Below are 26,178 nucleotides of genomic sequence, written 5' to 3' on the forward strand. Positions count from 1 at the left end.
TGTGGCCCAATCAGTTTACAAGCAGCCATGGCGATACCGGGTGGAGAATGGGCCACGTACCCGCCGGTCTCCAGCCGTAAACAGATGCGCGAGTCAGGATTTGAGGCGGGCGCGTTCGTTGTCGATGATGTCGGCCCACTGCAGGATGATCCTGCGGCGGCGGGCGGTGTCGTCGGCGATGACGTCGGCCAGGCCGAGGCCGCGGGCCATATCGAGCAGGCCCTGGATGGTTTCCCGGGCGCCGGGGATGTTCTCGTCGATATCGAGCAGATCCACGGCGGCACGGTGGGCCTGACGCCCGAGATGGGCCTCGAGCAGCAGCACGTGCGGGCGCATTTCCGGTTCGGTGGAGCCCGCGGCCCACAGCTGCAGCGCCGCCTTGAACAGCGGGCCGGTGTACAGGGTGGACAGCATGTCGATGACGGCCGCGGTGCGACCCCGGCCGCGCGGGAGATCGGCCGCGCCCTTGCGGATCTCGTCGAGCCGGATGTCGGTGACGTGCTCGATGGCGGCCGCGAACAACGCTTCGCGGGTGGGAAAGAAGTGCTGGGCCGCACCGCGTGACACGCCCGCGCGTTTGGCGATGACGGTGACCGAGCTGCCGCGCCAGCCGTGCTCGGCGAGCGAATCGACCGCGGCCTCCAGCACCCGCTGCCGGGTGAGCCGGCCGCGTTCCTGCTGCGGCCGGCGCGTGACGGGCGCGGGCGCGCCGGCGTCAGATCTGGCGGTCACGGTCCTCCCAATATGGTTTGCGCAATTGCCGTTTGAGGATCTTGCCACTCGGATTGCGCGGCAGTTCGTCGATGAATTCTATGCTGCGCGGGCATTTGTACCCGGCCAGCCGGTCCCGGGCATAGGCGGTGAGCTCCTCGGCCGACACCCGGCTAGCGGGTGCGCGCACCACGATGGCCTTCACCGCCTCGCCCCAGCGGTCGTCCGGGACGCCGATCACCACGACTTCGGCGACCGCGGGGTGTTCGGCCAGGACTCGTTCGACCTCCGGTGAGTAGACGTTCTCGCCGCCGGTGATGATCATGTCCTTCAGCCGATCCTCGATGAACAGGTATCCGTCGTCGACGCGCCCGAGATCGCCGGTGCGCAACCAGCCGTCGGCGGTGATCGTCTCGGCGGTCTCGGACGGGCGATGCAGATATCCGAGCATGCGCTGGTCGGTGCGGAACCAGAGTTCGCCGACCGCACCGGGTGCGACCTCCGCACCGGTCACCGGGTCGACCACCCGGAGTTCCGCACCGGGAACCGGCGTTCCGGCCGAGCCCAGCCGTTCCGGGTGTTCGAGATCGCGGTGCGCACGTGGACCGAGAGTGGTTACCACGCCGGACAATTCGGTTTGCCCGTAGACCTGCACGAAGTTCATCGCCGGCCAGGCCGCTACCGCGCGGCGGAGCAGCGGGAGCGGCATCGGCGCCGCGCCGTAGCCCAGATACTTCAGCCGCCCGATCGCCCCGACCGCGGGTTGACCGGCTTCGAGAATCCCCGCGATCACCGCGGGGACCAGGAAGGCGTGCGTCGCCCCGGCCGCGAGCGCCGCACCCAAGGACGCCGCGTCCGGGTTGCGAGTCATGATGCTGCGCACGCCCGCCGCGATTCCGAACAGGGCATAACATGTCCCGCCGACGTGGAACAGCGGCATGGCAACGAGATTCACGTCCTCGACTTCGAATGGGAACACCGTTCCGACATTCGCGGTGTGGGCGAGCACATTTCGATGACTGAGCATGACCCCTTTCGGCCGTCCCGTGGTGCCGGAGCTGTACATCACCAGGCACAGCGTGTCGGGGTCTACTTCCGGCAGATCTTCGGGAGCCTTTGCCGCCCTGAGGAATTCCTCGTAACCGTCGGATTCGCCGCCGACTACGATGATCTGTTCGACGCTGGAGAGACGATGACGGATGGTCTCGACTGCGGGCAGCAGTTCGGTGCCGACCACCAATACCTTTGGCGCGCAGTCGTTGAGGACATAGTCGAGCTCGTCACCGGCCAGCCGCCAGTTGATGACGGCGTTGGCGGCACCGAGATTCCCGGCGGCGAAACTGACTTCGAGGCAGGCCGGATGATTCTTGTCGACCACGGCGATGCTGTCTCCCGGCCCGATCCCGGCCGCCTGCAAGGCTCCGGTCAATTGCCGTACCCGAGCACGCCACTGCGCCCACGTCCACTTCAGATCGCCGTACTCGAGCGCGAGGGAGTCCGGGCGTTCCCGCCCCCAATGCTCGAGCAGGTCGCCGAGTGTGTGTGCCGAGGTTGGGAGCGCTGTGGTCATTCGAAGTCCTCCGGTATGCCTGCGTGCTGCACAACACTGTGACACCAGACACAGCAGAAAGCAAGCAGATCTGCTTGGTTTGACTGTCGCTGACGGTGGGATATCCGGGAGGCGATACCGCAAACAGCATCGAATCGGCCCCACCTTCAGAGCAGCAGAACCAAGCATTATTGATTGGTTACGTACTGGTAGCTACGGTTATCGGATGGGCAAGGTGAGTTCAACGATGATCCCCACCGTTCCCAGCCGGTCGAGTGCCGCGCTGGCGTGGTTGCTGTCGCATACGGCCCGGCCCGTCGCCGACCGCGCCGACGTGCACGGTCGCGATATCCGGATGGTTCGCCGCACGTTCGACACCCTGGCTCCCCCGCTCCCCAGGGGCACTCGCGTCCGCCGGCAGACCATCGGCGGAGTTCCCGCGGTTCGGCTGGATCCGCGCGGCATCGACCCGTCCGCGGGAATGCTGATCTACCTCCACGGCGGCGGATACGTCTTCGGCTCCTCGCGATCACACGGTGGAGCCGCCGCCCGGCTGGGCGCGCAGACCGGATTACCGGTCCTCCTACCGGAATACCGCCTCGCCCCCGAACATCCCTACCCCGCCGCCTTCGACGACGCCCTCGCCGTCTACCGCGCAGTGCTCGAATCCGCAACTCCCGCTTCACATATCGCCATCGCCGGCGACTCCGCCGGCGGCCACCTCACGGCCGCCCTGCTCGCCACCCTCGCCAACTCCGGCCTGCCACAACCCGCCGCGGCCTACCTCATCTCCCCGGTCATCGACTGGACCTGCCGCAGCATGTTCGACCGCGACGCCCGCTCACGAGACCCATTCCTCTCCCCCGCCTACGCATTACGCTCCGGCAACGCCTACCTGGCCGGCACCGCCCCGACCGACCCGGCAATCGACGTACTCGCCGCCGACAAATCCACCTGGCCACCCACCCTCATCCAGGTCGGCGGCACCGAAGCCCTCCGCGACGAAGTAACGCGAATGGCCAATTCGTTCCCCGCCTCCCACCCCTGCACCTTCGAGATATGGCCCGGCCAAGTACACGTCTTCCCAGCCCTGTCCCCCTTGATTCCCGAAGCGCGACAAGCCCTCCGCCGAGCCGCCCACTTCATCCGCACCACCATCGACCACCCGCAGAGCCAATCCCACCAGCAGGCGGGCTGATCCTGCGGGCGGGCCGCGCGAGGGATCAGCTGTGGAGGCCGCGGCGGATCAGGAGGGGGTCGATTTCGGGGGCTCGGCCGCGGAAGGAGGCGAAGGCTTCGAGTGGGTCTACCGAGCCGCCTCGGGAGAGGAGGGTGCGGCGGAAGGTTTCGCCCTTTTCGCGGAGGGGTGCGGTGTTGTCGGTGAACCAATCGACGGTGTCGGCGTCGAGGACTTCGCTCCAGATGTAGGAGTAGTAGCCTGCGGCGTAGCCGCCGGCGAAGATGTGGGCGAAGTAGCTGGTTCGGTATCGCGGGGGGATGGCTTGTATTGCGATGCCCGCCTTTTGGAGGGCTTCGGCTTCGAAGGTTTCGGGATCTACGTCGGTCAGGGCGGTCGGGTCGGGGGTGCGGTGCCAGGCCCAGTCCAGCAGGGTTGCGGCGAGGTATTCGGTGGTGCGGAAGCCTGTTCCGAATCGGTCGGCTGCGGCTACTCGGTCGAGGAGGTCGGCGGGCATCGGGTCGCCGGTTTCGATGTGTTTGGCGTAGTGGGAGAGGACTTCGGGGTGGGTCATCCACATTTCGTTGACTTGCGAGGGGAATTCGACGAAGTCGCGGGGGACGTCGGTGCCGGAGAAGAAGGGGTATTGGACGTCGGAGAAGAGGCCGTGCAGGGCGTGGCCGAACTCGTGGAAGAGGGTTCGGACGTTGTCCCAGGTGAGGAGGGCGGGTTCGCCCTTGGGGGGTTTCACGATATTGAGGTTGTTGACTACGACTGCGCTGGTCCCGTGTAGCCGGGATTGGCTGACCAGTTCGTTCATCCAGGCGCCGCCGCGTTTGGAGGGGCGGGCGAAGAAGTCGCCGAGGAAGAGACCGAGGGCGGTGCCGTCGGCGTCGAAGACCTCGAAGACTCGGACTTCGGGGTGGTAGCCGATCAGGTCGGTGCGCTCTTGGATGGTGATTCCGTAGGCCAGTTCGGCGGCGAAGAAGACGCCGTCGTGCAGGACTCGCTCGAGTTCGAAGTAGGGGCGCAGAGCTTCGAGGTCTATCGAGAACTGTTCGGCGCGAACCTTTTCCGACCAGTACTGCCAGTCCCAGGAGTGGAGTTCGGCGTCTCGGCCGCCGGTGCCGGACTGCATGGCCGTTGTCAGTTCGGCCGCTTCCCGCTCCGCATTGGCTACCGCGGGCGCGACCAACCGGCCGAGCATTTCCTCGACCGCCGCAGTGGTTTTCGCTGTCTGATTCTCCACCTCGTATGCGGCATGGTCCGAATATCCGAGGAGCCTTGCTCGTTCGGCTCGCAGTGCGGCGATCCGCACGGCGAGGCGGCCGTTGCCGTTCTCCCCCAGTCCGCGCCCCAGCGAGGCTTCCATCACCCGCTGACGCACGTCCCGGTTCGCCAGTTCGGCGAGAACGGGCTGATTGGAGACGTTTTGGAGGCTGAGTGCCCACTTACCCGCATGCCCGAGCGACTGCGCGTTCTCGGCTGCGGCGGCCACTGCCGCGGGCGCGAGCCCGGCCAGCTCCTCGGCCGTGTCCACGACAACGGTCGCAGCATTGGTATCGGCGAGCAGATTGTGCTTGAACTCGGTTGCGGCAGCGGCAAGTTCGCCATTGAGCTCCCGTAGCCGAGCCCGTCCGTCGTCATCCAGCCGAGCGCCGGACCGCACGAACCGCGTGTAGTACTGCTCCACCAGCCGCAGTCCCTCGGCATCCAGATCCAGCTCGGCGCGCCGCTCATACAACGATTCGATCCGGGCGAAGAGCTCCCGATCGAGATGAACTGCGTCCCAATGCGCGGCCAGCCGTGGCGAGATCTCCGCCTCGATCGCATCGATATCCGCATTGGTGTCGGAGCTGGTGAGATTGAAGAACACGTTCGACACCCGGGTCAGCAGCGCCCCCGAACGTTCCAGCGCCACCACGGTATCGGCGAAGGTCGCCTCCGCTTCACCGGCGGTGATGGCGGAGATCTCGGCCAGCTGCTCGGCCATACCGCGCTCGAATGCCGGCAGATAGTGCTCGACTGCGATCTCGGCGAAGGGCGGGAGCTGGTAGGGCAGCGTGCTGCGCTCGAAGAACGGGTTCCGCGTCATACCAGCAACCTTATTCGACCAACTTCTCGGACTTCAGCCAGTCGTAGGCGACGTCGGCGGGGTCTTGGCCATCGATGTCGACGCGGCCGTTCAGCTCGCGCATGAGTTGGTCGGTGAGGTGTTCGGAGATGGTGCCGAGGAGGGTGCGAAGTTGGGGGTAGCGGTCGAGGATTGCGCCGCGTACGACGGCAGTGCCGCTGTAGGGCAGGAAGTAGTTCTTGTCGTCTTGCAGCACAACCAGTTTCAGGTTCTGTACGCGGCCGTCGGTGGTGTAGACCATGCCGAAATTGCAGGGTGAGGAGCGGGCGGTGGCGGTGTAGACCACGCCTGCGTCCATGCGGGTCACGTTGCCTGACGGCACGCCGTTCGGGGTGTTGTAGGGGAGGCCGTATTTCTCCAGCATGGGGATAAAACCGTCGGCGCGGCTGAAGAATTCGTCGTCGACGCAGAAGGTGCGGTCACGGACTGGGAGGGCTGCTACGTCGGAGAGGGACTTCACTTTCAGGCGTTCGGCGGTCGGGGTCGAGGCGGCGAAGGCGTAGGTGTCGTTGAAGTTGGAGGGTGGCAGCCATTCGAGGTTGTAGTCCTTTTTCTCGATGTCGTGGACGCGCTGCCAGAGTTCGTGTGGGTCGGCGATCGTCTCGGTTTCGTTGTGGTAGTTGACCCAGCCGGTGCCGGTGTACTCCCAGAGGATGTCGGCGTCGCCGTTGAGTTGCGCCTGGCGCGAGGATGCCGATCCGGGGGCGCCGGTCAGGTCGGTGATGTTCGCGCCCGCGGCGGCCAGGTAGGTGGCGGTGATCTTGCCGAGCAGTACGCCCTCGGTGAAGCTCTTGGAGGTGACGACGAGTTTCGCACCGGCCAAAGGCTTTTGACCATCGGGCAGGGTGGTGTGGCGGAAGGTGCCGGACGAGCTCACCAGGCCGCAGCCGGACAGCACCGGCAACGCTAGCGCCAAGAGCCAGACGACCAGTCCCGCGCGCCTCATGAGATGCCTCGCGGAGTCGCGACCCATTCGACGAGCCTTCCCAGCCAGTCGATCGTCAACGCCAGCAGACCGACCAGAATCGCACCGGACACCAGCAGTTTCGGCAGGAACAAGGTGACACCGGTGGTGATCAGCGTGCCCAGGCTGGGCGCGCCGATGAACGTGCTCAGCGTCGCGGTGCCGACCAGGATGACCAGGGCGGTGCGAACGCCATTGAGAATCACCGGCACTGCCAGCGGCAACTCGACCAGCAGCAGCGTGCGCGCGGCCGAATAGCCGATGCCGCGGGCGGCTTCGATCGTGCGCTGATCGACCTGCCGCAATCCGATGATCGTGTTCTGCAGGATCGGCAGGATCGCGTAGACCACGAGACCCACGACGGCCGTGCGGAATCCGGTGCCCAGCCAGAAGGTGAAGAGCACCAGCAGGCCGACCGCAGGCGCGGCCTGCCCGATATTGGCGATGTTCACGGCGATCGGCTCGAATCGCGTCAATGCGGGCCGGGTCAGCGCGATGCCGAGCGGAATCGCCACCACCACAACGATGATCGTCGCGACCACCGTCAGCTTGATGTGTTCGAGAATGGTGTGCTGCAGGTTGGACCACTCCAGTGCGACCCGCTCGGTCTCGGTGAACTTCGCCGACCGGTACCACAGGGCGTAGCCGATGCCGATGACCAGAATGATGATCGGCTCGAACCACACGTCGATCGGAACCCCGCGCAGGCGGCTCATGACGGTTCGGCCGATCCGGGCTCGTCCTCGGCGGCGATCACCGGGGTCGGGGCCGGATCGGTGCCGTCGACGTAGGTTTCGTAGGAAGGCCGCTCGTCCTCGCCGCCGTGTCCCTCGGCGAGCTTGGCGCGGATCAGCTCGGTCACCGCGCCGATGCTCAGCGAACCGACCACCGCGCCACGGCCGTCGGTCACCAGCGTCGCGCCCTGGCTGGTGGCGAGCATGGCGTCGAGGGCGTCGTTGAGGGTCGAGGAGCGGGCTACTACCGGCAGTCGGCGATCCAGGAAGTCGGATACCTCGGGCTTGCTCGCCACTTCCCCCAGGGAGGGCCACGAGCGCGGGCGGCCCGCGGCGTCGACCACCACGATCCAGCTGTGCCCGGCGGCGCGGGCGCGGGCGATCACCGCGCCGGCCGGTTCGCCGACGCGGGCGGTCACGACCTTGTCGTAGTCGACATCGCGCACGCGGGACACGGTGAGATACGCCAGCTTTGCGCCGGATCCGACGAACTCTTCGACGAACGGGGTGGCGGGATCGGTGAGGATCTCCTCCGGCTTGCCGTACTGCTCGATATGGCCGCCCTCGGACAGGATCAGCACCTTGTCGCCGAGTTTGGTGGCTTCCTCGAAGTCGTGGGTGACGATCACGATGGTCTTGCCGAGCTCGTGCTGGATGCCGATCAGGCTGTCCTGCAGGCGAACTCGGGTGATTGGGTCGACCGCGCCGAAAGGTTCGTCCATGAGCAGTACCGGCGGGTCCGCGGCGAGCGCGCGGGCCACGCCGACTCGCTGCTGCTGGCCGCCCGACATGTCCTTGGGGAGTCGGTCGGCGAAGACTGCGGGGTCCAATCCCACCAGGTCGAGCAGGTATTCGGTGCGCTCGGCAATGCGTTTGCGGTCCCAGCCCAGCAGTCGCGGGATGGCGCCGACGTTCTTGGCGACCGTCCAGTGCGGGAACAGGCCGCCGGACTGGATGACATAGCCGATCGACTGCCGCAGCTTGTCCGGATCCTCGCGCGTCACATCGCGTCCGCCGATGAAGATCCGGCCCTCGGTCGGCTCGATCAGCCGGTTGATCATCTTCAAGGTAGTGGTCTTCCCACACCCCGACGGTCCCACGAAGGCCACGATATCCCCGGCCTCGATCTCCAGATCCAGCCGCTCGACCGCGGGCTGCGTCTGCCCTTTGTAGCGCTTGACCACCGCGTCCAGTGTGATGGACGCGCCGGTGACGGTGCGGTCAGCCGGTGGTGCGGTCATGACAATCCCTTCGAGATGGTGAGGCGTCCGAGCAGAACCAGCAACGCGTCGAACACCAACGCGATGAGAACGATGAGCAGCGTCCCGGTCAACGCCATTTCGAGGGCATTCGCGCCCCCGAGCCGCGAAAGCCCATTGAAGATCAGCGATCCCAGCCCCGGCCCCAGCACATACGCGACGATCGCCGCCACGCCGACGATCATCTGCGTCGACACCCGAATCCCGGTCAGAATCACCGGCCAGGCCATCGGCAATTCCACGGTCAGCAGAATCCGCCGCCGCGAAAACCCGATCCCCTGCGCAGCTTCCACCAGCGACGCCGGCACCGACCGCAATCCGACGATCGTGTTCCCGATCACCGGCAACGCCGCGAAGAAGGCCAGCATCAAAAACGAAGGCACAACCCCCAACCCGAACGGCACCAGCAACAGCGCCAGCAACGCCAGCGAAGGAATGGTCAACGCCACCCGGCTGGAAGTCAGCGTCAACGCCGCCCCCAGCGGATGCCGGTACACCCCCACCGCGACCACCACCGCCACGACGGTCCCCACCAGCACCGTCTGAAACGCCAGGGACGCATGCTGATACGTCAGGAAGGCCAACGTCTCTTCCCGTCCCCGAATGTAACTCCACAAATGCACGAATCACCGCCGCCGGCGCCGCGTGAGCAAGCCCGCGAGCCACCCGATCACAAACGTCACCAGCAGCACCAGCCACATCGGCGATCGAATCGTCATGAGCAGGAACTCGATATCCACTCGATGCCGATTCGCGGCAATGAAAACAATGGCCAGCGCGGTCAATATGATCGCCACCCATTGATTGGGCGAAATACGGGCGAGCACAGACGGTTTGGAAGTATCGGTCACTGCAGTCCTCCCGATGAGGAATTCCAGTAGGGCTAATATCTAGCAATCATCGGTACAGGTTACAGGAAGGAGCCCGGATGATAGGGCGACGGCGGGTCGGCGGCGTGGTGTTCGCGCTGGTCACGGTCATGCTCTGTGCTTGTACGGGGGCGCCGGATCGGCGGGGGGAGGCGGCGCGGTTGGAGGGGGCGATTTCGGGGATGGCGGGGGTGCGGTCGTTTTCCGCCAGTATTACCAATGACATCACCTATGGGGCGACATTGCGGCTCGAGGCTGATATGGGGGCGGCTAGTGAGGGGGAGATTGCGGCGGTGGTTTCGCGGATCAAGGAGGTCGAGGGGGATGACTTCGACAAGTATCAGCAGACGACGGAATTCGGTGTGGGTGAGGGGGTGTCGGTGCTGCGGAATGCGGACTTCGATGCGGAGCAGATCGCTGGGGATGCGGGGCGGATGCGGCGGATCAAGGCTGGGTTGCGGACGGGTGTGGGGACGATGAGCTGGTTTCGGTCGAAGTCGGCGGACACCATGGAGTTCCGGGATGGCGGGGACGCGCAGGAGATCTTGACCGCGGTGCGTGGGGTGGCGGGCAATCAGGGGGTGAAGGTGACGATCAGTGGGCGCTCGGGATCTGCGGACCCGTTGTGGACGGTTACCTTTCCGTTCAGCGCTGATCAGCAGGCCGGCGTGGTGAATCTGTTGGGCGGACTGCCGACGTCGGTCAGTTCGGTCGATGTCGAGGGCGGGCACATCTCGCGGCTGTCGGTGGGGATCAAGGCTGGGAACGATCCGGAGCGCGATATCGAAACGGTGATCAACTCGATCGGCCCGAACGCCCAGCATCCGCTGTATCTCCAGTGGGGCGGATACAGTCCCGATCCGACCCGCGGGTTTCAGGGTTCCGTCGATGTCGCCGCGTGCGCTTACGGTGCCAGGACGCTCGGGGACGAACAACCCGAGAAGTACTACACGGCAGATGCCATCGCCCTGCAGAAGAAGCTGCGCACGCAATACGACACCTGCCGTCGATAGGTTTTAGCCTGCTGTTTGTTTCCATCCGGAAGATCCTGCGGAGAATCGAGTCGCCCGGGGATTCAACACAACTCGGCCCCGGGCACGCAGCTCACTTCAGCGGCAACACCGTCCGGGCTGCGACGTCACTCGAAGGGATTGTTCTTGATGCTACGTAGAGCAGTGGTTGTGGGCGCGTGCGCATTCGCGGCGACCGTGCTGGCGATTCCGCCCGGCGCCCATGCGTGGGGAGTGCGGGGACACGACATCACCGGCGCCATCGCCGAATTGCGGTTGACCGCGGCGGCCCGGAACGAGGTGGGGCGCCTGCTGGCCGGGGAGGCCGACCCTTCGCTGGCCGGCGTGGCCAATTGGGCCGACGAGGTGCGCGCCAACGATCCCGACCTCGGGAAGCGTTCGGCTCCTTGGCATTACGTAAATATTGCCGAGAACAACTGCGTCTACGACGCGGCGGTGAACGGGAATGACGGCCAGAATGTCATCGAGGCGCTGCGCACGCAGAGTTCGACGCTGGGCGACAGAACTCGGTCGGAGGACGATCGGCGCCAGGCCTTGAAGTTCATCATGCACTTCGTCGGTGACATCCATCAGCCGATGCATGCCGGATACGCCCGCGATCGGGGCGGGAACGAAGTCAAGGTGCGGTATCTCGGTAAGAACACCAATATGCACGCGGTGTGGGATCGCGGCATGCTCGACACGCGCCATGTGAGTGACGACGAGGAGGTGCAGCGGCTGCTCGCGCTGCCGGTGCCCGATCTTCCTGCGGCACAACCGGATAGCGATCCTGTTCGCTGGGCGCAGGACAGCTGCCGGATCGTGCAGACGCCGGGCGTCTATCCCGACTCGACCACGATCGGCGAAGAGTACACCCGGCAATTCCTGCCCGTGGCCGAAAGTCAGCTGCGCCTGGCCGGGGAGCGGCTGGGACAACTGCTCAATGCGGTACTCGACCCGTCGGGCCGCCCGTGAACGACGGGGAAAAGCGCCACGTGAACGGTCTTGACAACCAGCCGATCATTTCTCGGCGCGGAGTGCTCGCCGGCGCGGCCGTACTGGCCGGAGGCCTGCTGCTCCCCGGTATCGCGCGCGCCGACGGCAAGTTCCCGATGCCTACCACCGCCGACATCAGGGTGCTGATCACCGGTGACGCGGGTACCGGCGAGGCCGGGCAGCGCGTGGTGGCCGCCGCGGCGAAGCAGATCTGTCGGGCCGAAGGTGTGGGGCTGGCGGTCGGGCTCGGCGACAATATCTACGAATTCGGTGCGGACAGCGACGATGACGACGAATTCTCCACCAAGTTCGAACAGCCCAATGCCGGCATCGACGTGCCGTGGTTGATGGTGCTCGGCAATCACGATTGCAGCGGAATCTTCCCCGGTAGCGGCGGGAACCCGAGCAAGGGCGATCATCAGGTCGCCTATCACCAGCGCTCGGCCCGCTGGTACATGCCGTCCCGCTACTATCAGGTCGCGTTACCGGCCGCCGGCAACCCGCTGGTCGAATTCTTCGCGCTGGACACTGTTCCCGTCTCCTCGACCGTGATGCAGACCGATCCGCGCTACGCCTGGAACGGCCCCTACATGCGCGACCAACGGCAGTGGCTGGATCGGTCGCTGGCCGCGTCCGGCGCAACCTGGAAGATCGTGCTGACCCATCACCCCTATCGCAACAATGGCGTACACGGCAACGCCGGCGCTTACGAGGGTGTGACCATCGGCGACTACATGAGCGGCATACATCTGAAGGAACTCTTCGAGGAAGTCGTCTGTGGCAGAGCCGATTACATCCTCTCCGGGCACGACCACACCCTGCAGATCCTCGATACGGCGGGCACGGCCCGGGGTACCCAGCAGATCGTCTGTGGCGCCGCCGCCAAACACGACGACGGCGGCTCGAACATCACGAATCAGTCGTTCTGGCAGGACTTCTCGAGCCTCGGCTTCATGATCGCGAAGATCCGCCGCGACGCGGTCACCCTCGACGCCTACACCGTCGACACCGCGACCGGGACCCCGAGCAAGGCATACACCCATGTCCGCCCACGCTGACCAATGAACAGCCGCCCGGAGGACTGCCCCGCGAGCCGATCACGGGTTGTGGAATCGGACCTCCGGGTAGGTGGGGTCGGGGTTGTTCAGCAGGGTGCTGTCGGTTCCGCGTAGGTGCTGGTCGAAGAAGGCGGCCACGTAGGTGCGGGTGAGGTCCAGTGCGCGGCTGTTGCGCAGCGGGGTTTCGCCTGGCAGGCCCAGTTGCTCGGCGAGGGCGCCGGTGTCGATGAAGGACTCGTGGTCCGCGCCTGCCAGGGTCAGCCAGCGCTTCCAGCCGTGGAGGCGAGACCATGCTTCGTCCCAGGAGGGTTCGCTGCCGCCCGGGCTGCTCTGGTCGTCGGCGCCGAGCAGCAGGAAGGGCCTGTCCCCCAGTCCTGTTGCCGGGACGGTGCCCTGGAAGGAGCCGTCCATGTTCACTCCGGCGTGTATCCGCGGGTCCAGGGCCATGGCGGCCACGGCGCTCGCGCCGCCGATCGAGTGGCCTGCCATGCCGATTCGGGTGGCATCGATCAGACCGGCATGCGGCCAGGACGGCTCCTTGCCGGTCAGACGGTCGAGGAGGAAGGAGATGTCGTGTGCTCGCGTTTCGGCGACGAGGGCGAATCCGGCCGGTGTGGTGGCCTTCTCGCAGGCGAGGCAGGTCGACATGCGACCGCCGGGGAATTCGGTGCCGAACGACTCGCCGGCGTGGTCGACGGCGGCCACCACGTAGCCGCGGCTCGCGACCTCCTCGGCCAGCGATGTCAGCGTGTAGCGGGGCGCGGTGAAACCGGGTGAGAGCACGACCAGCGGATAGGTGCCCTCGACCGGGTCCGCATCGACCGTGGAGTTCGTTCCGGCGCGGCTCAGTGCCTGCGCGGGAACTCCGGTCAGCCCGGTGCCGTCGAGCATCAGGCCGATCTCGGCCTCTGTCGCGTACGGCGTTCGCGGACCGCTGTCGTGGTGGGCCGGGTAGTACATGCTGACCATCAGTTCGCGAGGCTGCGCCGGGAGCCAGGGATCCGGCCGTGCGTTGTCGACCAGGTGCAGTAGGTTGCGGCCGACCCCGAAACTGCCGGTGGGAGTGGGCAATCGAGCAGCTGGTCCCGGCACTGCCGAACTCGTCGGGGCATCGGCGGGTTCGGTACCGGCCGCACAGGCGGTACCGGCCAGGGGCAGCGTCAACGCAAGCACGAGCGCGGCGGCAGTTCGCATCGTCTGGACTCCTCATCCGTGGTCATTTCCTCCGATACTGCGCAACGATCGGCAAAGCAGCGTGAGGCCAACGGCAAAAACAGGTAAGAACCTCACCGGGCTTGACGCATACCGATATGGGAATATGATTGCTCGCATGGCACGGGCAGCGACGACGTCGGACGTCTTCAACGCGATCGCCGAGCCGCAGCGGCGCGAGATTCTGGTGTTGCTGCGGGCCGGTGAGCGGGCGGTTACCGAGGTGGCCGCGGAGTTGGGGATCACGCAGCCGGGGGCTTCCAAGCATTTGCGGGTGCTGCGGGAAGTCGGGCTGGTGCGGGACCGCAAGGACGGTAAGCAGCGGCTCTACGGGCTCGATGCCCGGGGGTTGCGGCCGGTGCACGAGTGGGCCGGCGGGTTCCAGCAGTTCTGGAACGAGAGCTTCGATCGGCTCGACGCGTATGTACAGGAACTCGAGCGGGAACGACAGGAGGAGTGAGCGATGGCAGCCGATCGCGAGATCGTGATCACCCGGGTCATCAACGGCCCGAGGGAGTTGGTGTTCGAGGCGTTCACCGAGGTCCGGCATCTGTCGCGGTGGTGGGGGCCGGAGGGGTTCACCACCACCACGCGCGCGTTCGAGTTCCGGGTCGGCGGAGCATGGGAATTCGTCATGCACGGGCCCGACGGAACGGACTTCCGGGAGTGGATCTCCTGGACCGAGATCGAACCGCCGGAGCGGATCGCGCTGCGGCACGGCGAATTCCGCGATGACCCGGAGGCTTTCGAGTCGGTACTGACGTTCGCGCCCGAGGGCGCGGGCACCCGGCTCGAGATGCGCACGGTGTTCCCCACCAAGGAATTGCGCGACGAGGCGGCCGAGAAATATCACGCCATCGAGGGTGGTCAGCAGACGCTGGACAAACTGGCCGCCTACATCACCGAGATCGTACGAAAAGGAGTGCAGGGCTGATGGCAGGGAAAGTCTTCTTCAGTGTGTCGATGTCATTGGACGGGTTCATCGCACCCGAATCCGCGTCGGAGTTGATGGGCAAACAGTGGATGGAGCTGCAGCAGTGGGTATTCCCACTGCGATTCTTCCGCGAGAACCTGGGCCTCGGCGACGGCGGTGAGGAAGGGCGCGACAATGACATCGCGCGCGAGACGTTCGAGCGCACCGGCGCGAGCGTCATGGGTAAGCGCATGTTCGATGCCGGTGAGGAGATGTGGCCGGAGAATCCACCGTTCCACACCCCGGTCTTCGTCGTGACCCACGAGAAGCGTGATCCCTGGGAGCGGTTGGGCGGAACCACCTTCCACTTCATCAACGACGGCATCGAGAATGCGCTCGACCAGGCCCGCCAGGCCGCCGGTGACCGGGATGTCCGCATCGCGGGCGGTGGCGCGGCGATCCTGGAGTACCTGAACGCCGGCCTGATCGACGAGTTCTCGATCGCGCTCTCCCCCGTGTTGTTCGGCTCCGGAATCCGCCTGTTCGAGGGCGTGGACGCGAGCCGCGTGGCCCTCGAGCAGATCCGGTCGGAGTCGTCGTCACCGCGGGCGACCCACCTGACCTACACGGTCCGGAAACGGTAACTTCAGCGACTCAGGTTGCGAAATGCGTTGATGGACAACGGAATGAACAACAGCAGCAACGCCAGCGGCCACAGGACGGCCATCAGGGTGGAGTGCGCGGTAACCCAGGAGTCGGTGACGACGCCTGGGTTACCGAACAGGCGCCGGGTGGCATTCACGGTGGCGGACAAGGGATTCCATTCCGCCAGCACGCGCAGCCAGCCGGGCATGGCGGTGGTCGCCACGAAGACTCCCGACAGGGATCCGATGGGGAATTCGGCGGTTTGCACGCCGATGATCGCCGCACTGCTGGTCAGCGCCAGGCCCAGGTAGATGCCTATCCAGGTGAGGGCGAAGCGCAGGAACAGGATCAGCGCGATTGCCGTGCCGAGGCTGCCGGCCGAGCCGTGATTGCGCCAGCCCAGTACCAGTCCGGTCAGGATCATCACGGTCAGCGTCAGCGTGGACAGCAGCATGTCGGCGGCGGCGCGCCCGATCAGGACGGCGGCGGCCGAGATGGGCATCGACCGGAAGCGGTCGGTGACGCCGCGATCGATGTCGGTGGTGACCGCCAGCGACGTGGCTCCGATGCCGAAAAGCATTGTCATGGTGAACATACCGGGTATCAGGTAGTCGCGGTAGTTGCCGCCGCCGGTCACGCGCATGGAGCCGCCGAACAGGTAGACGAACATCAGCACGACCAGGATGTTGAACAGCAATGCGAATAGGACCGGGCCGGGATTGCGGCGCCAGTGGGCCAGCCCGCGCAGGGTGAGCGTCCAGCTGTCGAGCATGATCCAGCGCGCGCCTACCGGAGAAATAGCCACGGGCGCAATCGTGTTCATGCCTTCACCATGGATTCGGCCTGGGTTCCGGTGAGGTGGAGGAAGACTTCGTCCAGGGTGGGCCGGCGCAGCATGAGATCGTCGAACCGGATGCCCGCATCGTCGAGCGCCCGCACCGCCGCGGACAGCGCGCTCGCCTTGTCCGCGACCGGCAGGCTCACCTGCCGGGTATCGGGATCGATCACCGGATCGGCTGTGCCGAGCCGCAGCACCGCTGTGGCCGCCGCGGCTATCCGCTCGGGATCGTGGACCACGAATTCGATACGGTCGCCGCCGATTCGCGATTTGAGCTCGCCGGGTGTCCCTTCGGCAATGACCTTCCCCGCGTCGATGACATTGATGCGATCGGCCAATTGGTCGGCCTCGTCGAGGTATTGGGTGGTCAGCAGCACGGTGGTGCCCATGCTCACGAGCTGGCGGATCGCCTGCCACACCTCGTTGCGGCTGCGCGGGTCGAGGCCCACGGTCGGCTCGTCCAGGAACAACACGGCCGGTGACAGGATCATGCTCGCCGCCAGATCGAGCCGCCGGCGCATGCCTCCGGAGAAGGCGGTGACCGGTTTATCGCCCGTATCGGCGAGCCCGAACTGTTCGAGCAGTTCGCCCGACCGTCGCGCGGCGGCCCGCGGCGGCAGATGGAACAACCGCCCGAACATGATCAGGTTCTGGCTGCCGCTGAGCACCTCGTCGAGCGCCGGATGCTGGCCGACCAGCCCGATCCGGCCGCGCACCTGATCGGCTTGGCGCGCCACGTCGTATCCCGCGACCGTGGCGCGGCCGCCGTCGAAACGCAGCAGTGTCGCGAGAATCCGCACCGCGGTCGACTTGCCCGCCCCGTTCGGGCCGAGCAATCCGCAGACACTCCCCTGCGGCACGATCAGGTCGAAGCCGTCCAGGGCCCGCTTGGCGCCGTACTGCTTACGCAGGCCCTCCGCGAGCACCGCGGAACCACTCCCGCTCATTTCGCGGGCGGGCGGTTGAGCGCGTCGAGGAACAGCAGGCCGCCGATGACGGCAGTGGGCATGCCGATCACGACGGTGCCGATGGCGGCGCCGAGCGTGGAGCCCACCAATCCCGTTGCCAGGCAACCGCCGAGGAATCCGGGAATCGCCAGGATGCCGACCGTGGCGACCAATCCCGCGCCCGCGCCGATGACACCGCCCACGAGGCAGCCGATTCCGGCGCCGATGGCGGTTCCGATAATGGTGCCGAGCATGACGCCGAGGTTCACCTGGGTGGAGAGGCGGGTGAGCGCATTGTTGAAATCCTCGGACTGCGGGTCGTACCCGATGTCCTGTGGCTGCGCGATCGGCCCGGGTTCGGGTACCGCGGTGCTCGGATCGGTGCTCGGGCGCAGGGTGGCGGTGGTGCCGTCGATGGTCGCGGTAATGGGCCAGCGCAATCCGTTCCGGACGTAGGACAGCGGCAATTCGATCAATGCATTGCCATTGTCGTCATTGAGCCGGAAGTTCGTGCCGTCGGCGGTCAGTGAGCCGCCGTCGGTCCGCAAGACGACCGCGCCGTCGACAAGGCTTGCCGAGTAACCGATTTCGGTGCGGGGTTGCTCGGCGCGCACCGAGGGCGCCAGGCAGAGCAGGGCGGTGGCCATGGCGAACATGACCATGGGGAAGGCGTTCCGCATCTTCGTCATGGCGTTCACTCCCCTCGGAACGAGGCCGGGTAGGCCGCGAAGAGCTCGCGGTAGAAGGCGCTCGACCGGAACGCCGGGCCGCCCATATATCTGCCGTCCCAATCCATTTCGGCCTCACGTCGATCGATGAAACGCGCCTTGAGCCGGTAGTCGGGATGCCGGTGATCCGAGCTCGGGCAGACCCCGAAGATCAGCTCGAATTCGTCGCCGACCGCGACGGTGCGCGGGTGTTCCGCCGCGGCGGGCACGAACACCGGCAGCCAGGAGGTCTGCTGCTCCAGGGAATCGATGGGTTCGCGATCGGCCGGTGTTGCCCAGACCCGGATGCCGAGCGCGATGCCGCCGAACCGGCCGGGCCGCGCTATGCGCACCCGGGATTTGTGCACCGTGTATTCGTATTCCTCACTGTCGAATTGGAGCGTCTCGACGGTGGTCGGCGCGGCCAGCCTGCCCTCGTGCGGAATCTCGGTCCAGCACACGCGCAGATCGAAGGGCTGGCCCACCGCCTGGAACACGCGATCGACATAGGTCGCGTACTCCGGCTGAAAGGCCGGGCCCGTATCCCCGAGGACGGCCGAGTAATCGAAGGGCACGGCGACCGTCTCGACCCGGTGCGGGATGAAGATGGCCGAATCATGCACCAGACGCCGCTTGGCGTCGGCGAATATCTCACACACGCCCTCGGAACTGGCGATGGCGCCGACGGTTTCGGAGACGCACACATCGGCCCGCTCGGGCAGTTCGATCTCCCGGGAGTCGCCGGTGAGCACGGTGATGACATCGGTGAAGCCGCGTTCGGCGACGGCCGCCCTCGCCTTCTCGGCCGACTCCGGCAGCGCTTCGATCGCCCACACCTGGGTCGCGCCGGCCTCCGCCGCCACGATCGCCCAGTTGGCGTCGGCGCCGGTGCCGATGTCCACCACGGTGCGCCCGCCCGCGCACGCGCGTACGGCACGATCGAAGGCGTCGACCCGGATCTCGTCCGCGGTCATGGCGGAGTAGAGGACGTCGTCGTAAACCGGGTATTCGCCGACCGACGGGATCAAGGTGATGCGGGGAGCGTTGTCGCCGATCGCTGCGACATTCGCACGCAAACGCCCGCCGTATCCAATGGATCGAGACCGCACAACAGCCACCCGGATTCCTTTCGACATTTGCATATCAACGAAAAGCGATATGCCGCAATGTCATTGGACTCTAGGTAGACCGATCGGAACGGTCAATGTTCAGCAACACCGAGCCTTCGGCTCAGGCGGTGAGACCACCGTCGACGCAGAAGGTGTGGCCGGTGATGTAGCTGGCCTCGGACGAGGCGAGGAAGGCGACCAGGTTCGCCACCTCACGCGGTTCGCCGAAGCGCCGCAGCGGGATGGTCTTCCGCGCCGCGGCGGCGGCCCCGGCCTCGAGCGCGCCGGTCATATCCGTGGCGATGAAGCCGGGCGCGACGGTGTTCACGCGGATGCCGAAGCGCGCGACCTCGGCCGCGAGCGCCTTGCCGAAGCCGATCAGGCCGGCTTTCGTTGCGGCATAGTTGGTCTGGCCGAGCGCGGCCGTGAGCCCCGCCACCGACGAGAGCGTCACGATCGACCCCGATCGCCGGCGCATCATGTCCGGGACGACGGCCTTGCAGACGTGGCGTGCGCCGGACAGATTGGTGCGCAGCACCTCGTCCCAATCCGGCTCCGAGGACCCGAAAAGCAGCCCGTCCCTGGTGATTCCCGCCGCGGCAACCAGCACTTGGACGTCGCCGAGCCGTTCCTGTGCGGTCGCGACGAATTCGGTCACGGCCGCGGAGTCCCCGACATCGCAGACCGCTCGATACACCTGCGCGCCGCGTGCAATGCATTCGGCGGCAACGGTTTCGGCGGCGGCGCCCGGGTTCAGGTGGCAGAACGCGATGTCGTAGCCGTCGGTGGCCAGGCGTATCGCGCAGGCGGCGCCGATACCGCGGGCGCCGCCGGTAATGATCGCGAGCGGCCGCGTGCTCGTCACCGCTTGGCCTCCGTGGTCCCCTTCGCCCAGGCCGGGCCGAACAGGAACCACACGATCGTGATGATCCAAAGCGGCTGTACGACATCGCGCAACGCGGTGGCCTGCTGGGTATCGGCCACGGTCACCGAGAGCCCGAAGCACACCACGAGCGCGATGGCGGCGGCGCCCAGCCATTTGATGAAGGATTTCATCTCGTGGCGTACGGCCTCGGGTCCCTTTTTGGGAGGTTTGGGCGGCCGTGGCGCGTCCGCGAATCGGTAGGCGAACCAGCCGTCGAGCCAGGCGATGGTCGACTTGCCGAACATGACGGTCCAGCCGAGGTAGATCCCGGCGAGCCGGTGCACGGCGGTGACCTCCGCGCCCCGGGACACATCGATGGCCACGGCCACCACCAGCGCCACATCGATCAGCGGAACCAGCGCCAGCACAACCGAACTCACCTGCCGCAGGCGCAGCACGTAGCGCAGCAGCAGCCCGGAGACGACGGTCACCCAGAACGCGGCCTCGCACACCAGGATGATGGTCACCATCATGGCGTCACCGCGCCTGTCGCAGCGCGCTCGAGCACGCGAGCAGATAGACGAGCACCCCGATCGCGACCAGCCCGGCGCCGGCGCCCGCCGAGGTGGCCGGGTCGAGCACGACATCGGTGAGGCCGGCCCAGCTCAGGTACTTGCACACCGCGTACCCGAACGCCGAGCCGACCCCCAGACCGGCCGCGACGCCGACGATGGACACCGCCGTCGCCTCGACCCCGACGCTGCGCAGCACCAGCCCCCGACTGAAACCGATGCGCCGCAACATCGACCATTCCCGCACCCGGCCGCCGCTGAGGACGCCGAGCACGACGCCCAGTGCCAGCAGCAGCCCTACCCCGACCACCCCCGACAGCTGGGTCAGCGCCTCGATGATGATGCGCGAATCGGCCTTCTGCTTGACCCGGTATTCATCGATCGAGCGCAGCACCAGATTCGGCAGCCCGGCCGCCACCGCGCGGACCTGCGCGAAGGCCGCCGGCTGCGAGTCGCGGATCAAGACGTACTGGAATCCGGCACCGGCCGCATGATCCGCGGACACCACGAAATCGCCCAGTGTCGGTGCGTCCCGGTAGATCCCGGCAACCCGAATCGACGCCGTGCCCAGCGTGATCGAATCTCCCACGCCGACACCGAGTTTCGCCGCCTGTGACGCGGAGACCATGGCGGTGTCCGGGCTCACCGTGGTGGCGCCGCCGACCATGGTGAGCTGCAGCGCACCGCTGTCGAGCGGGCCGTCCACGGCCACACCGTTGCTCACCCGGCCGGAGATGTCGACGCCGTTCTGCGGGGCGACGGCCACCGCGCCGCTCGCGCCCGGCGCGCTGCGCAGGGCGGCGATATCGCCGCTGGAGATGACGAAGCCGGTCTTGGGCTCCACCACCATCTGCGCGCCGACATTCGCATCGATCTGCCGGTTGATGGAGGTGTCGGTGGAGGTGGCGAACACCGAGATGATCGCGACCAGGGTGGCGGTGAAACCGATGCAGGACACGGCGACCGCGGCCTGGGTGCGCACCCGCCCGACACTGCCGAGCCCGAACCAGGGCAGCAGTACCCCGCGCGTGCCGCCCACTTCGGTGAACGGGGTGAACACCCGCAGCGCGGGCGCGGCGAGCAGGAACAGCCCGGCCAGCACCAGGCAGTAGCCGAGGACCAGGCCGGTGAAGCCGAAGCGTTCGGAGACCGTCGACCAGATACCGAGCCCGATCGACGCCGCCGCGCAGACGGGCACGACCGCTCGGCGCGCGAGCGCGAATCGTGCTGCCGCACCGCCGGTTTCCGCGCGCTTGGTTCCCGAGATCGAGTCGCCGAGCAGCCAGGCGCCGCCGATCGCGACCGCGATCGCGAGCACCGCACCGGCCCAGGTCCACCCGTCGAGGGCGACGCCGTCGACGGTGAAGGTGCCCAGCAGCAACTGGTTCGCGGGTATCAGCGCATCCGCGGCGAAGGCGAGCGCGGTGCCGACGATGGTGGCGGCCAGCAGGATCGCACCGGCCTGGATGGCCTTGACGGTACGGATCTCCCGGTTCGGCACCCCGATCCGGCGCAGGATGTCGAATTGCGGGCGCAGGCTCATGGCCAGCAGGATCAGCGAGAACACCAGGGCCGCGGTCAATCCGCAGACCAGGACCGCGGCGAAGATGATGGCGATGACGCCGACGAAGCTGACATTGCTGATCTGCTGCGAAGTCAGCTCACCGAGGTAATCGGCGCGCGAACGTACGCTGCCGCCCGCCTCGGCGAGCCGGTCGGCGGCCGTGCGCGCACCGGGGCCGCTCAGCGCCACCAGGCTGTATCCCTCTGGCGCGCCGAGGATTTCACGTGCGAGCGCTTCGTCACCGAAACGTACGGAGGTGGCGGCCGCGGTCACCGGCGCGTTCGTTTCGATCGCACCGCTCGCTCCGCTGATCCCCATGACCGCGGCGGTGTCCGGTCCGGCTGCCGCAGGCTGGGCCACGAGGTCGGCAGGTCCGTACGTCAGCGCGGCGCCCGGATCGGCGCACGTACCGCTGGATCGCACGAAGTATCCCGGAATCGACTGGGAGGCAACAGCACCCGTATGCACAACCACCTGGCCGGAAATCTGCGACAGCGCACAGGCTCCCGGCGCTGCGGCCAGCGCTTCATCGACCGCGGCGGTCGGCAGCATGTTGTTCGAGGTGACGATCAACTCCCCCGGCAGCACTGTCGCCGCAATGGCCTGAGAGATCTTGTGCCGGTAGGACAGATACAACCCCGCCGGAATCAGCAGCGACGCCAGCAGTGCGATCGAAATGATCAGCACCAGCACCGTCTGCCGCCGCAATCGGCGCAGCTGTCCCACGGCCAGACCGAACATCATCTGTGCCTGCGGCAGCATTTTCTGCGGCACGAGCAGGGTATTCACACCGCCACCCGGTCCTGCGAGTAGGCCACGACCTCTTTCACGGTGGCCCCGACCAGATCGTGTTCGATGCGCCCGTCGCGAATGAGCAGTACCCGGTCGGCGAATTCGACGAACTGCGGGTCGTGGGTCACCGTGACGATGGAGATCGCGCGCTCGTCGACGATCCGGCGCAGCAGTTCCCGGATGCGCGCGGCATTGTGCGAGTCCAGCGCGCCGGTCGGCTCGTCGGCGAAGATGACATCGGGCTGGGCGACCAGTGCCCGCGCGCAGGCCACGCGCTGCTGAGTGCCGCCGGAGAGTTCATCGGGCAGCATGCGCAGGTATTGCGCGATCCCCAGATCCGCGCATAGTGCGCGCAGCTGCTGGTCGTCGACCTTCTTGCCGGCGGCGCGGGCGGGCAGCAGGATATTGCCGCGCGCGGAGAGCGAGTCGAGCAGCCCGTACTCCTGGAAGACGAAGCCGAAGTGCTCGAGCCGCATCCGGGACAGGTCGCGATCGGATTGCGCGTACACATTGCGGTCGCCGTAGAACGCCTCGCCGCTGGTGGGCGGCAGCAGTCCGCTCAGGCACGAGACCAGCGTGGTCTTTCCCGAACCGGAAGGGCCCATGACCACCGTGAACGACCCGGCCGCGATGTCCAGATCGATATCGTCCAGCGCGACCACCGAGGCGTCCTTCTTGCCGAAAGTCTTGGTGACCGCGCGCAATCGCAATACCGAATCCGAAGGATCTTCCGAAATCTTCACAGCACCAATCCCTTTCGTTCAGAAACCACCCCGAGGACGCGACCGCAGCCCACGCCGATCCATGATCCTCTGTCCGATCCGGCCAGTCGTCATCCTTAATGACCAAATTCGGACACGGCGGATCATCCCGCCGGAGGGAAGGGCGGTCGATCGGTCAGGCGGACCACGACGAGCCGGGGGCCGCTGCCCGCCAGCGCGGTGCGCAAGGTCTTGGCCAGCAGGTGTGCTTCCCTGACCGCGACGGTGTTGCACCCGGTCGCGCCGGCCAGCGCGGAAATCGCCGAGCCCGCATCGAAATCGACGAGGGTGGTATCGGTCCGCGACAGGGACGGCCAGCCGAATCCGCCGTTGTCCAGGCAGATGAAGCAGATATCGGCGTTCGCGCGGGCGGCCGCGAGCAGGGTCGGCAGGTTGGTCAGGAAGGCGCCGTCCCCGCCCACGGCGACGACCCGGCGGCCGTCGGCGGCGGCGCCGAGCGCGGCGCCCAGACCGAAGCCGAGCGGTGTCTGCTCGCTCGGCACCAGCGGCCGCACGCCGGGCGGGAGGGTGAAGCACGGTGCGTAGTAGCCCCACAGATCGGCCAGCCCGTTCTCCTGTGCGAGCACCTCGATGCGCCGGTCGCGCATGGCTTCCCGCAGGGTGGTCCAGAACTGGACGGTCCCGATTCCGGCGCCCTCGTCGGCCTGCCTCGGCTGCCACGACGACCACCAGGGCGCCGCTTCGACCGGCGACCCCATGGAATCGGCTGCCAGGCGCAGGAATACGCCGGAATCGCAGGTCACCGGGTAATGCGCCGGCACCGCGCGGTCGAGGACGGACGGGTCGGCATCGACGTGGATCAGCTGCGCCGCGGTGTCCCGACCCGCGATCGCCGGGGCGTCCCAGCCCATCAGCGCGGTCTCCTCGAGCTGACTGCCGAGCGCCACAACCACATCCGCCGAGGCGAGGGCCGCACGCGATTCCTTGGGCAGATACAACCCGGCCAGGCCACCGAATCGCGGGTGATCCTCCGGGAACACACCCCGCCCGGACGCGGTGACCAGGCACAGCGCATTCACGGCCGCGGCCAGCGGCACGCCGTGCGCGGCCACCTCCGATTGCCGAGTCCCGCCGCCGAACAACAGCACCGGCCGCCGGGCCGTGCGCAGCGCCTTGAACACCGGCGCCAAACTCTCGGCGGTCTGCCCCGCCGGCATCGGCGCCCGCACGGAAACCTCGGCCGGGTCACCCACGCGCGAATCGGCCACCTCGGGGGAAATCATCAGGTGGACCGGCCCGCGGCGGCCGTGCTCGGCCAGGTAGCGGGCGCGGGAAACAGCCCATGCCAGCTCGGCGCCGTCGGCCACTCGATGGGTCCAGGTGAACAGGCCCTCGCCCAGTGCCGCCGCCGGAAACTCCTGGAAGCCGCCGCGGCCGAGCACCGCATCCCGGTTGGTCGTGGTCAGCACCAGCAACGGCGTGCGCGAGGCGTAGGCCTCCGAAATGCCGATCAGCGCATTGAGCAGGCTGGGCCCGGTGGCGGTCGCGAGCACGGCGGCCCGGTCGTTGAGCCGCGACCAGCCCACTGCGGCATAGGACGCCGTGCGCTGATCCTGCACGGCCGCGAACCGGGCGCCTGCCGCGCGGGCGGCGTCGATGATGTCCGGATCATCGCCCGGCACACCGGTATACAAGCGCGGCCCGGCGGCCTCCAGCATGCGGACGATATCGTCCCAGATCCCTTTCACCCCAACCCCTTTCACGCGATGAATCGCAAGCGCAGTACACCGGCCGCACTGACGCGCGGGCGCTCGATATCGAGCCACACCGTCACGTCGCAGCGAACGTCCAGTCCTCTTTTGCCGGGCGTGGCCTCGAGCACCTTGGTGTCCAGGCAGATCGCGCCGCCCACCGGCACGGGTGTGGCGAAGCTGAGCCGTTCGAAGCCGAGGTTGATCACCCGATCGCAGTCGGGGGCCTCGAGTACTTCGTGCACCAGCCCGGGAATCAGTGCGGCGATCAGCATTCCGTGGACCAGGGTCCCGCCCAGCTCCGCGCCGGCGCGTACCGGATCGGTGTGGATCCACTGCATGTCCTCGGTGAGGGCGCCGAAGGCCGTCACCCGTTCCTGGGTCAGCTGGATCGACCGGGATCGCCGCGCCGCGCGGCCGACCTGATCGAGCAGTACCGAGGTGACATCGACCGTGCTCACGATTGCGCTCCGATCTCCGCGATCACTCGCTGCCGCACCGTTTTCCATCGGGCGTCGCTGAATTCGCTGGCGCCGGGCACCTGATAGCCGACCCCGGCGAACTCCGGTTCGGTGAGCGTCCCCACCGCCCGCGCGGTGAGCCGCGAACCGTCGGCGATGCAGTCGGCCAGCAGCGCTTCCGGCCGCACCGCATTGTGCACGAAGATCCGGACGGTATTCGGATTGTGCAGCGCCGCGGTCATTTCGAAGCCGCGGCGGCCGTCGAAGTGGTACAGGTACCGCAGCAGCGCCAGCATCGCGTCCATGCCGACGCCATTGCCCCAGGCGGCGTCCCCGGCCAGCACCACGCCGATGTGCATCCGGGCGGGATCGGCCAGGCGGCAGTCGTAGATGCCGATGGGCCGCTGCCCGGGTTCGCTCTCGCGGCGATAGATGTAGCCGAGCAGGCGATCGGAGGCCTGGGCCATATCGCCCAGGCCCCGCGAATCCACCGGCGCGACGGCCGATCCGGCGAACAGCCGCTGTGCCGAGGATTCGAAGACGTGGGTCAGCATGTGCGACGGATCGGCGCCGTGGCTTTCCTCGAGCCGTGTCCACCTACCCAGCAGGGTCACCGCGG

General features: G+C 67.0%; 27 protein-coding genes. 7 read left to right on the forward strand and 20 right to left on the reverse strand.

Features of this window, described 5'->3' with window-relative positions; translation table 11 throughout:
- Window positions 1-93 precede the first annotated feature (93 nt).
- Window positions 94-732, reverse strand: a complete 639-nt coding sequence (locus ACH438_RS34385; protein WP_397012977.1) for a TetR/AcrR family transcriptional regulator — start codon at window positions 730-732, stop codon at window positions 94-96.
- Window positions 716-2,281, reverse strand: a complete 1,566-nt coding sequence (locus ACH438_RS34390) for a long-chain-fatty-acid--CoA ligase (RefSeq protein ID WP_397012979.1) — start codon at window positions 2,279-2,281, stop codon at window positions 716-718. The genes ACH438_RS34385 and ACH438_RS34390 overlap by 17 nt, the downstream gene beginning before the upstream one ends.
- Before the next feature lie 226 nt (window positions 2,282-2,507).
- Between ACH438_RS34390 and ACH438_RS34395 the strand changes: the two genes are divergently transcribed.
- Window positions 2,508-3,458, forward strand: coding sequence for an alpha/beta hydrolase (locus ACH438_RS34395; protein ID WP_397012981.1), 951 nt, complete (start codon window positions 2,508-2,510; stop codon window positions 3,456-3,458).
- A gap of 25 nt (window positions 3,459-3,483) precedes the next feature.
- Here ACH438_RS34395 and ACH438_RS34400 read toward each other — a convergent pair whose 3' ends face one another.
- The 6 genes from ACH438_RS34400 to ACH438_RS34425 are packed head-to-tail and all read right to left on the reverse strand — an operon-like array spanning window position 3,484 to window position 9,355.
- Window positions 3,484-5,532, reverse strand: a complete 2,049-nt coding sequence (locus ACH438_RS34400; RefSeq protein WP_397012984.1) for a M3 family metallopeptidase — start codon at window positions 5,530-5,532, stop codon at window positions 3,484-3,486.
- Between the two features lie 10 nt (window positions 5,533-5,542).
- Window positions 5,543-6,517: a glycine betaine ABC transporter substrate-binding protein gene (locus tag ACH438_RS34405; protein WP_397012986.1), complete on the reverse strand. Its 975-nt coding sequence runs from the start codon at window positions 6,515-6,517 to the stop codon at window positions 5,543-5,545.
- A complete protein-coding gene (locus ACH438_RS34410) occupies window positions 6,514-7,251 on the reverse strand; it encodes an ABC transporter permease (protein ID WP_397012988.1) in 738 nt (245 codons plus the stop codon). The genes ACH438_RS34405 and ACH438_RS34410 overlap by 4 nt, the downstream gene beginning before the upstream one ends.
- Complete coding sequence (locus ACH438_RS34415) at window positions 7,248-8,510, reverse strand: ATP-binding cassette domain-containing protein (protein WP_397012990.1); 1,263 nt, start codon at window positions 8,508-8,510, stop codon at window positions 7,248-7,250. Before ACH438_RS34415 ends, ACH438_RS34410 begins: the two co-directional genes overlap by 4 nt.
- On the reverse strand, window positions 8,507-9,151 hold the full coding sequence (locus tag ACH438_RS34420) for an ABC transporter permease (RefSeq protein ID WP_397012993.1): 645 nt from the start codon (window positions 9,149-9,151) through the stop codon (window positions 8,507-8,509). The genes ACH438_RS34415 and ACH438_RS34420 overlap by 4 nt, the downstream gene beginning before the upstream one ends.
- A 3-nt stretch (window positions 9,152-9,154) precedes the next feature.
- The gene (locus ACH438_RS34425; protein WP_397012996.1) at window positions 9,155-9,355 is read right to left on the reverse strand and encodes a hypothetical protein; all 201 of its coding nucleotides are present in this window, start codon (window positions 9,353-9,355) and stop codon (window positions 9,155-9,157) included.
- 128 nt (window positions 9,356-9,483) lie between these two features.
- Between ACH438_RS34425 and ACH438_RS34430 the strand changes: the two genes are divergently transcribed.
- The 3 genes from ACH438_RS34430 (at window position 9,484) to ACH438_RS34440 (ending at window position 12,461) form a co-directional block, all read left to right on the forward strand.
- Window positions 9,484-10,410, forward strand: a complete 927-nt coding sequence (locus tag ACH438_RS34430; protein WP_397013000.1) for a hypothetical protein — start codon at window positions 9,484-9,486, stop codon at window positions 10,408-10,410.
- A 147-nt stretch (window positions 10,411-10,557) separates the two neighbouring features.
- Complete coding sequence (locus ACH438_RS34435; protein WP_397013004.1) at window positions 10,558-11,382, forward strand: S1/P1 nuclease; 825 nt, start codon at window positions 10,558-10,560, stop codon at window positions 11,380-11,382.
- 20 nt (window positions 11,383-11,402) lie between these two features.
- A complete protein-coding gene (locus ACH438_RS34440; RefSeq protein WP_397013008.1) occupies window positions 11,403-12,461 on the forward strand; it encodes a metallophosphoesterase in 1,059 nt (352 codons plus the stop codon).
- Window positions 12,462-12,500: 39 nt separating this feature from the next.
- Here ACH438_RS34440 and ACH438_RS34445 read toward each other — a convergent pair whose 3' ends face one another.
- Window positions 12,501-13,655, reverse strand: coding sequence for an alpha/beta hydrolase family protein (locus ACH438_RS34445; protein WP_397013011.1), 1,155 nt, complete (start codon window positions 13,653-13,655; stop codon window positions 12,501-12,503).
- 136 nt (window positions 13,656-13,791) lie between these two features.
- On the opposite strand from ACH438_RS34445, the gene ACH438_RS34450 reads away from it, so the two are divergent.
- Genes ACH438_RS34450 through ACH438_RS34460 form a run of 3 tightly spaced genes read left to right on the forward strand, consistent with a single transcriptional unit; the run spans window position 13,792 to window position 15,230 of the window.
- On the forward strand, window positions 13,792-14,133 hold the full coding sequence (locus ACH438_RS34450; protein WP_397013014.1) for an ArsR/SmtB family transcription factor: 342 nt from the start codon (window positions 13,792-13,794) through the stop codon (window positions 14,131-14,133).
- 3 nt (window positions 14,134-14,136) lie between these two features.
- Window positions 14,137-14,607, forward strand: coding sequence for an SRPBCC family protein (locus tag ACH438_RS34455; protein WP_397013016.1), 471 nt, complete (start codon window positions 14,137-14,139; stop codon window positions 14,605-14,607).
- Entirely contained in the window at window positions 14,607-15,230 is a 624-nt protein-coding gene (locus ACH438_RS34460) for a dihydrofolate reductase family protein (RefSeq protein ID WP_397013018.1), read from the forward strand. The genes ACH438_RS34455 and ACH438_RS34460 overlap by 1 nt, the downstream gene beginning before the upstream one ends.
- A 2-nt stretch (window positions 15,231-15,232) precedes the next feature.
- Here the strand turns inward: ACH438_RS34460 and ACH438_RS34465 are convergent, their stop codons facing one another.
- The 11 genes from ACH438_RS34465 to ACH438_RS34515 form a co-directional block, all read right to left on the reverse strand.
- Entirely contained in the window at window positions 15,233-16,036 is an 804-nt protein-coding gene (locus tag ACH438_RS34465; protein WP_397013020.1) for an ABC transporter permease, read from the reverse strand.
- A 14-nt stretch (window positions 16,037-16,050) separates the two neighbouring features.
- Window positions 16,051-17,016: an ATP-binding cassette domain-containing protein gene (locus ACH438_RS34470; protein WP_397013022.1), complete on the reverse strand. Its 966-nt coding sequence runs from the start codon at window positions 17,014-17,016 to the stop codon at window positions 16,051-16,053.
- Entirely contained in the window at window positions 17,013-17,705 is a 693-nt protein-coding gene (locus ACH438_RS34475; protein ID WP_397013024.1) for a hypothetical protein, read from the reverse strand. Before ACH438_RS34475 ends, ACH438_RS34470 begins: the two co-directional genes overlap by 4 nt.
- A gap of 5 nt (window positions 17,706-17,710) precedes the next feature.
- Entirely contained in the window at window positions 17,711-18,799 is a 1,089-nt protein-coding gene (locus ACH438_RS34480) for a hypothetical protein (protein ID WP_397013026.1), read from the reverse strand.
- A 154-nt stretch (window positions 18,800-18,953) separates the two neighbouring features.
- The gene (fabG, locus tag ACH438_RS34485) at window positions 18,954-19,697 is read right to left on the reverse strand and encodes a 3-oxoacyl-ACP reductase FabG (RefSeq protein WP_397013028.1); all 744 of its coding nucleotides are present in this window, start codon (window positions 19,695-19,697) and stop codon (window positions 18,954-18,956) included.
- Window positions 19,694-20,230 (reverse strand): hypothetical protein, encoded by a 537-nt coding sequence (locus ACH438_RS34490; RefSeq protein WP_397013030.1) that lies wholly within the window; start codon window positions 20,228-20,230, stop codon window positions 19,694-19,696. Before ACH438_RS34490 ends, fabG begins: the two co-directional genes overlap by 4 nt.
- 4 nt (window positions 20,231-20,234) lie before the next feature.
- A complete protein-coding gene (locus tag ACH438_RS34495; RefSeq protein WP_397013032.1) occupies window positions 20,235-22,622 on the reverse strand; it encodes an FtsX-like permease family protein in 2,388 nt (795 codons plus the stop codon).
- Window positions 22,619-23,368, reverse strand: coding sequence for an ABC transporter ATP-binding protein (locus ACH438_RS34500; RefSeq protein WP_397013034.1), 750 nt, complete (start codon window positions 23,366-23,368; stop codon window positions 22,619-22,621). Before ACH438_RS34500 ends, ACH438_RS34495 begins: the two co-directional genes overlap by 4 nt.
- A 122-nt stretch (window positions 23,369-23,490) precedes the next feature.
- A complete protein-coding gene (locus ACH438_RS34505; RefSeq protein WP_397013036.1) occupies window positions 23,491-25,095 on the reverse strand; it encodes a thiamine pyrophosphate-binding protein in 1,605 nt (534 codons plus the stop codon).
- Between the two features lie 11 nt (window positions 25,096-25,106).
- Window positions 25,107-25,559 (reverse strand): MaoC/PaaZ C-terminal domain-containing protein, encoded by a 453-nt coding sequence (locus tag ACH438_RS34510; protein WP_397013038.1) that lies wholly within the window; start codon window positions 25,557-25,559, stop codon window positions 25,107-25,109.
- Window positions 25,556-26,173 carry a GNAT family N-acetyltransferase gene (locus tag ACH438_RS34515; RefSeq protein WP_397013040.1) on the reverse strand — a complete coding sequence of 206 codons (618 nt, stop codon included), beginning with the start codon at window positions 26,171-26,173 and terminating at the stop codon, window positions 25,556-25,558. The genes ACH438_RS34510 and ACH438_RS34515 overlap by 4 nt, the downstream gene beginning before the upstream one ends.
- Window positions 26,174-26,178 lie beyond the last annotated feature (5 nt).

The sequence above is a fragment of the Nocardia sp. NPDC020380 genome (assembly GCF_044386975.1).
Classification (GTDB): domain Bacteria; phylum Actinomycetota; class Actinomycetes; order Mycobacteriales; family Mycobacteriaceae; genus Nocardia.